Raw genomic sequence first — 7720 nt, 5'->3', positions numbered from 1 at the left:
CACCCTCGCTGACCAGACCGGTGTCCCCACCGTCGATCAGCTTCGGCTTCCAGCCCAGGTGCCCGGCACCGATCGGGGCCTGGTCGGCGTCACCGACGAAATCGGTAGCGCTACCCAGCACCGCCCACGCGGCACCCTCCGGCACCTCGTCCGCCGTACGGGTGTCCGTGACCGTCACCGTCGGCAGGGTGCCGGTGAACTGGCGGACCAGCAACGTCGACCCGTCCTCGGACAACGCCACCGAGTCGGCCGCTACCGACATCGCCAACACACCCGGCTGCCGGATCTCCTCGATCTCGACGGTCACCTCCACCCCGGCCTCGTCACCCGGCTCGGCGTGGGCCGGTCCGGCCAGCCCCACCGCGCCGACCAGCAGGGCCCCGGCGGCACCGGCGGCCAGCAGCCGCCCGCGTTTGCCTGTGTCCATTCAATGCTCCGTTTCTGCCCGAAGGTCGGTCAGGCGCCGCAGGTGGCGCCCGAATGCTGGACGGTGTGGGTCGTGGTCACGGTCCGGCCCTCGGTCGAGCCGGTGACCCGGACCGTCACCGATCCGGCCGTGAGGGTAGCGGTGCGGGTGTTGAACTGCTGGTACGCGTTGGCCCCGGCGGCCACCCCGGACACGGTGCGCTTGCCGTGGGCGGTCTCCAGTTCGATGTCGACCGGCCCGTCGTGGTCGTTGCGGGCCTGCACCGCCAGGTACACGTTCGCGCCGATGCACCGGGTCTGCGCGGTGGCGGTCACCGGCAACTGGGCGTCAGCGGCGGTGAACTGCCAGGTGTCGAGTTCGAACAGGTCGGTCCCGGCCGGGCCGCTGAAGGTGAAGTAGAGGTCGTGCACCCCGGCGACCCCCTCCAGGGAGGCGGTCAGCTCCGTCCACTCGCCGAGGGTTCCCTCCACCGGAATGGTCGCCACGACCGGCCCGGTGACCTCGTCGAGCCGCACCTGGATCTGGCCGCCGGCCGCCAGCGGGCGCACCTTGGCGGTCACCCGGTCGGCGCCGGAGCCGAAGTTCACCGAGGACAGGGCCGTCCAGTCTCCGTTGTCGATGTCGCGTACCGCCAGGTTCGGGGCCGAGCCACCGAACTCGGCGGAGCCACCCTCGACCTTGGTGGTGGCGATGCCCTTGCTCCAGCCGAAGGTCTCCGCCTCGAACACCCGGTACGGGTCGAAGTCCCGGACCTGCTCGACGCCCGCGTACGTGCCGACCACCTGCTGGATGGTGCCGTCGGCGTTGAAGGCCAGTTCCTGGATGTGCGGGCTGCGGTAGCCCTGGGTGGTGTTGCCGTTGATCCGCTTGTTCAGGGTCGGGGCGTGGTAGGTGAAGTAGTACTTGCCCTCGTACTCGAAGACCGACTGGTGGTTGTTGCCACCGGTGCCGGTGCCGAAGAACTGCGACTGGTTGGGGAACAGCACCCCGGCGTAGGTCTCCTTGGGCCAGGACATCGGGTCGTCGGAGATCATGTAGCCGATCTGGCCGCCGCCGGGGTAGCCGGGCAGCGGGGTCTGGTTGCCCCCGAAGTCACTGCCGCCGAAGTGCGAGGAGTACGACAGGTAGTACTTGCCGTCGCGCTTGAACACCTGGGCGGCCTCGAAGGCCACCGGGGCGTCCACCACGGCCGCGGTGCCCTCGGTCGACACCATGTCGTCGCCCAGCTTGATCGCGCGCAGGTTCTTCGGGTTGTTGAACCGCTCGGCCGCCGGCATGCTGGTCGAGGCGGGACCGCCACCGAAGTAGAGGTACGGCTCGCCGTCGTCGTCGACGAACGGCGCCGGGTCGAACTTCCAGGCGACCGCCTCGGCACCGGGGGTACGACCGTCGATCAGGGTGCTGGTGCGCTCACTGGTCCACGGGCCGATCGGCGAGGCGCCCGTGATCACGTTGCTGGAACTGCCGTTGTTGGCGTAGTAGAGGAAGAACTTCTCCTGGCCGTCGACGACCTTCTTGGCCATCCCGGGAGCCCAGGAGTTGCTGGTGAACGGCGCCACGCCGTTCGGCCCGGCGACCTGGACCTCACCGTGGTCGGTCCAGTTGACCATGTCCGTCGTGGAGATCACGGTGATCTGGTTGATGTCGCCGTAGTTGATGCCCGGCGAGACCCCGGTGGCGGGGTTCGGGGCGTACCCCTGGGTGTCGTTGGTCAGGTACATGTACACCCGGCCGTCGTGGACGAAGCCGTACCCGTCGGCACCGAACTTGTGCCCGATCAACGGGTTGTGTTCGCCGGGCAGCTTGCCCACCACCTCGATGGTCCTCGAGGCGGGCGGGGGCGGCGGGGCGCCGACCACGGAGACCTCGTCGAGGGTGAAGTCCATCAGGTGCAGGTCGGGGTCGCTGGCCGGGTTGCTGGTCCACGGGGTCTCGAAGAACAGCCGCGCGGTGGACACCCCCTGCCCTGCCGGGATGGTGAACTGCCCGTTGAAGTGCGCCCACTGGCCCCGGCTGGCGGTCACGCTGACCAGGTTGGTGTAGGTGCCACCGCCGTAGTGCATGGTGGCGAAGAACTGCTTCGTCGCCGGTGACTGCGGGTTGTCGTACCTGATCCGGGCGCTCAGCGCGTAGGTCTGCCCGGTCTGCACCTTGCCGGAGAGGTCCTGCATCGGGCCGGAGCCGGTGGTGGCCCGGTCGGTGACGTGCACCGCGCTCGATCCGGAGTAGGCGTCGCTGGTGGGGGTCAGCGTCGCGGCGTCGGTGGCGTTGCCGTTGTTGACGAACCAGCCGGTCAGTCCCTGCTCGAAGCCGCCGTTGACGATGAGGTCGGCCTCGGCGGCCTGGACCGGTGCCGCGGACACGAAACCGGCCAGCAGCAGGCCGGCCGCCGCGACCGCGGTGACCCGGCGACGGGTCACCCTTCGCAGATGTGGTGTCACAAATGCCCTCCTTCACGTGGGACGGGGGCCCCGGGGCCGGCGTGGGTCCGGCCCCGGGGCAGCTCAGGGGGTCAGCCGCCGCAGGTGGTGGCGGCGTGTTCCGCGGTGCGGACGGTGGTCACCGTCCGACCGTCGACCGTGCCGGTGACCCGGAAGGTCGCGGTACCGGCCGGCATGGCGGTCGCCCGGGTGGTGAACTGCTGGAACGCGTTGGCGCCCGGGGCGACGGCCGGGAAGCTGCGCCGGCCGTACGCGGTCTCCACGACCACCTCGACCGGCCCGTCGTGGTCGTTGCGGGCCTGCACCGCCAGGTACGCCTTGCCGGCGACGCACCGGGTCTGCGCGCTGACGGTGACCGGCAGCTCGACGGAGTCCCGCAGCACCCCCAGCCGGGCGAGCTGGTAGCTCAGGGCCCGTTCCGGCGCGTCGATCTGGTTCTGGGTGCCGAACTCACCGGCCCGGGCCGTGGTCGCGGCGGCCAGGGCGGTCCGCATCGCGGCCCAGGCCTCGGCCGGGTACCGCGCCTGGTCGAGGGTGCCGGCGTGGGCGATGGCCGCGTCCAGGGCGGTGGTGTCCAGGGGCCGGTTCTGGGCGGTGAGGGTGTCACTGAGCAGGAAGTGGTCGAAGTCGACCTGCCCGCCGGCCTGCTGGGTGGCGTAGTTGAACAGGCCCACCCGGTGGCCCATGAAGTGGGCGAGGCTGCCGTCCAGGGCCTGCGGACCGACCCGGTCGCCCAACCGGGTCCAGGTCAACCCGTCCAGGCTGTAGTGGAAGGTGGTCCACAGCTGCCCGGTCGGCGCGGCGAAGTCCAGGTCGGCCTTGAGGTGCACCTCGGTGGCCTCGCCCAAGGCGACCGTGGTGCCGGGCAGGAAGTTCTCCAGGCTCGACTGGTCCAGGTCGACCGCGAAGGGTTGCCCCCGGTTGACCACCCCCAGGGTGTTCACCCCACCGGTCCGCTTGACGGCCGCGTACGAGAAGCCCCGGTTGTAGGCGGCCAGCCCGGCGACGTCCCCGTCGCGCATCCGGGAGATGTCCATCTTCGTCTCGACGGACTGTCGGGGGCCGAAGGTCCGCTGGGACAGGGTGTTGCGGGCCTCCTCGAACCAGGCCAGCTCGGCTCGGTTGGACAGCTTGGTGTAGACGTAGTCGCCGGTCACCACCTTGCCGGTGGTCAGCCGCAGCCAGCCCTCCCGGTCGGTCAGCGACCAGTACCGGTTGTCCGGGGCGTGGTTCCACTCCCAGGCCATGTCCAGCCGCGACCCGTTGGGCCGGATCTCCGCCTCGGTCGGGTGTTCGATGCTGGAGCCGCTCGGGCCCGAGGTGTACTTGATCTTCGCGGAGACGGTGTACGTGACCCCGTGCTGCAGCTTGCCGGCGAGGTACTGGTGGGGGCCGGAGCCGTTGAGGGTACGGTTGCCGACCCGCAGGGCCGCCGCGCCGGCCGCCGGGTCCGTGGTGTCCCGGGTCAGGGTCGCCCCGAACTGCGGGGCCCACGGCGACAGCTCCCCGGACTCGAAACCGGGGCTGGTCAGCGGTTCGACACCGAGCAGGGACTCGTCGATGGCCGGCGGCGTGGGAATGGTCCACTGCTCGTCCAGGTACGCCTTGTGCGGCGCGTCATTGGCGAAGTCGTCCGAGACCACGATGCTCTTCTGCCGCTCGAACAGCTCCTCCGCAGGGCTCAGCCGGATCGGCTTGTCGAACCCGCCCTCGACCGGCACCACACCGCCCGTGCCGAAGGTCGGCCAGCCGTCGGACCAGGTGGCGGGGATCAGGGCCGGAATCCGTCCGATCGGGAAGGTGTCCCGGAAGAACATGCCGTACCAGTCGGTGGCACCGCCGGGGCGGGCGATCGGCACCAGGCTGCCCTGGGCGAAGCCGTTGGAGTTGAGCACCCCCCGGGCCTGCCAGGTGTTCGTCCCGCCCGGGGCGGTGTGCCGGCCGAGCAGTTCCGGTGAGCGGAGCATGACCACCTGGCGGCCCTGACCGGAGGGCCAGGTGATGATGACGGCGTAGTACTGGCCGTCGATGTAGTAGAACTGGGCGCCCTCGAACAGGCCGCCGATGAAGGGCTGACCGGCGTAGTCGTTGGCGCTGAACACGTTCGGGTAGTCGGCCACGATGGCGGTCAGCCCGGGGTTGAGGCGTACCGCGCTGATGGTGCCGTTGCCGTAGAAGATGTACGGCGTACCGTCGTGGTCGAAGAAGAGGGAGGGGTCGTGCAGGCCCCGGCCCAGCGCCGTACGCTGCCAGGCCCCGTTCTCGATGTCGTCCGTGCGGTAGATGTACGCGCCACCCAGGTTGTTGGTGTTGAAGGCGACGTAGAACATGCCCTCGTGGTAGCGCAGCGAGGAGGCCCACTGGCCCTGCCCGTACGAGTTCTGGCCGTTGCGCAGGGAGAACGAGTCGCCGATGCTCGCCCGGTCGAAGACGTAGTTGACGATCTCCCAGTTGACCAGGTCGTAGGACTTCATGATCGGCGCACCCGGACTCAGGTGCATGGTGGTGCTGATCATGTAGTAGATGTCCCGGCCCTCGTCGTTCTCGGCGGCCGGCACCCGTTCCACACTGATGTCCGGCACGTCGGAGCGCAGCAGAGGCACCGTGTAGGTGCCGTCGCCCCGGTCCGTCGAGGTGTACGACGAGCGGGGCGACCAGGGCTGGTCGGCATGGGCGGCGGCACCGGGCACCAGGGCGCCGGCACCGACCAGGGCACCGACCGTGGCCACCCCCAGACCTCGCCGCCCTGGCCGCAGCCGGCGGAGCAGACGGGTCATGGTGCGGACGACGATCAGCAGCGGCGGGGTGCGGCGAGACGAGTCGGGGCGGGGGTCGGCGGCAGCGGCGACGGGCACGTGCATGGCGGGCTCCAGACGCGAGCGTGGCGGGACCCCTATGGTGTTAGCGCTAACAACGATCGTCAAGACCCTGATCGATACTCCGGCGAAATCTACGAGCAACATCTCCCAGAAGGTCCGGTGTGAGCGCTCCCAGGCCCGGCCCGCTCAGCCGCCACAGTGGATCTGGTCAGCTCAGGTCCAGCGTGAACTCCGCGGTGTGCACCTTCCCGTCCACCTGGAAGTCGAAGAAGGCCCGGTACCGCCCGAGGCTCGGCACGGTCAGCCAGAAGGTGACCGCCCCGTCGACCACCTCCGGCTCCGGGTGCACGTGCACATAGCCCAGGTCCCCCTCCCGCAGCACGACCAGATGTCCGTACGCCCCGAGGTAGGGCTGCAACCGGGCGGGCCCGGCGGCACCGGCCACCCGGAGCACGATCGGTGCGCTCAGCCCGATGGTCGGCGCACCGTCCATCGACACCGTGAAGGTCCCGGCGGTGGCCTGTGGTGCCGGGGCGGGCAGCTGCGCCGGTGTGTAGACCCCCGGCACCTGATGGTCGACCCCGAGCACCAGCGGCAGTTGCCGGCCGTCGGCCGTGGTGACGGAGAAGTCGGCGTAGAGGCGGTAGTCACCGGCCCGGGGCAACTCCAGGGGGACCTGCCAGACCCCGTTCTCGCCCATGCTGGGGTGCAGGTGCTGGTAGCCGCTGAGGTCCCGGCCGATCACGATGAGGTGCAGGGGCTTGTCGTGTACGACCGCGAAGTCGGTCACCGGCTGCCGGTTGCCGTCGACGATGCGGAACTGGTAGTCCACCCGTACGCCGGGCGGTTGGGACCGCTGCACCGGTTGCAGGGTGTAGCCGGCGGCACTGACCCCCGCCCCGGTCACCTGGTCCGTACCCTCGCCGGGGTGGGTGTGCGCCCCGGTGCCCGGAGGATGCTGGTGTCCCTCGGCGGCCGATCCGGCGGCCGGTACCCCTGGGTCCCCCGACCGGGCCTCGGTGTTGCCGGGCTGCCCGCCGTCGCCGATCCGCCCCAGCCCGAAACCGGCCAGCAGCGCGATCACCAACCCACCCACGAGCAGGGCCAGGCGGAGGTTGCTCGACCGGTCGGTGCGCACCCGTTCGTCGACCAAGGCCGCCGGTGCCGCCGACCCGGTACCGCCTCGCCTGGAGCGGGCGGTCGTCTTCTTCTTTCCCTTGGTGCGGGCGCCGGTTCCGGGGCGGCGACCCCCCGATGAGGTACGGCCCGGTCGCCGCAGCAGCCCGGCGGCCAGGGCGGGGCGGCGCCAGAGGAGCAGACCGATCAGGGCAACGGTGATCGCCACCGCTACCGCCGTCCAGGCCCCGGCCCCCAGGCCCCCCTCCGCGGGCGGCACCGGGGCGGCGGCCGGCGGCGCCGAGGCCGGTGGTGCGGCGGAGGCGGGTGCGGGTTCGGCACCGTGCCCGTGCTGGTCGACGGCGGCCACCAGGGCCGGGTCCGGCTGGTCGGTCGGCGGGCGCCAGCCGGCCGGAGCCCGGGTCACCGGGCCGGTGTAGCGGAAGCTCAGGGTGCCGCGTACCGGTTCCCCGTCCGAGGCCACGGACAGATAGCTGACCGTGTACCGTCCCGTCGCCGGCAGGTGGGCCAGGTTAACCACCGCCGGATAGCCGGTCGTGTACTCCCGGGGCTGGAAGGTGCCGTCGACCAGGAAGTACTCGCGCACCGGCTGGTCCAGTGGGCGGGGCTCGCCCTGGGTCCAGCCGTTGTCGATCCGGATGCCACCCGGTGCGGTGACCGCGAAGTGGGCGTTCGGTACGACCTGTTCGGTGAAGTAGAGCTGCACCCTGGTCAGTGGCTCGGTCACCGTGGCGTCGGCCTTCGGGGTGGACATCGCCAGGCTGCCGTGCGCCGCCGCCGGTGCCGCGCCGACGAGGATCCCGACCGCCGTGGCGAGGAGGAGCGCGAGCAGCCCGGAGGTGACCCGGATGGGGGTCCGAGGGAGACGACGCATCAGTTCATCCTCACGACGGCAC

Annotated in this window: 4 protein-coding genes; all 4 read right to left on the bottom strand. The window is 70.9% G+C overall.

Annotated elements, in window-relative coordinates:
* Window positions 1–427: hypothetical protein (locus ACLQ2T_RS21990; protein WP_425768237.1), on the bottom strand; the 427-nt coding region annotated here is incomplete at its 3' end.
* 29 nt (window positions 428–456) lie between these two features.
* Entirely contained in the window at window positions 457–2868 is a 2412-nt protein-coding gene (locus tag ACLQ2T_RS21985; RefSeq protein ID WP_425768236.1) for a family 43 glycosylhydrolase, read from the bottom strand.
* 71 nt (window positions 2869–2939) lie between these two features.
* Window positions 2940–5729, bottom strand: a complete 2790-nt coding sequence (locus ACLQ2T_RS21980; protein WP_425768235.1) for a family 43 glycosylhydrolase — start codon at window positions 5727–5729, stop codon at window positions 2940–2942.
* Between the two features lie 166 nt (window positions 5730–5895).
* Window positions 5896–7698 carry a copper resistance CopC family protein gene (locus tag ACLQ2T_RS21975; RefSeq protein ID WP_425768234.1) on the bottom strand — a complete coding sequence of 601 codons (1803 nt, stop codon included), beginning with the start codon at window positions 7696–7698 and terminating at the stop codon, window positions 5896–5898.
* Window positions 7699–7720: the final 22 nt, after the last annotated feature.

The sequence above is a fragment of the Micromonospora sp. DT229 genome, assembly GCF_049844505.1.
In the GTDB taxonomy this organism is placed as follows: domain Bacteria; phylum Actinomycetota; class Actinomycetes; order Mycobacteriales; family Micromonosporaceae; genus Micromonospora.
Note: the sequence above shows the minus strand (reverse complement) of the source record. Positions and strands in the feature narration are given on the sequence as shown.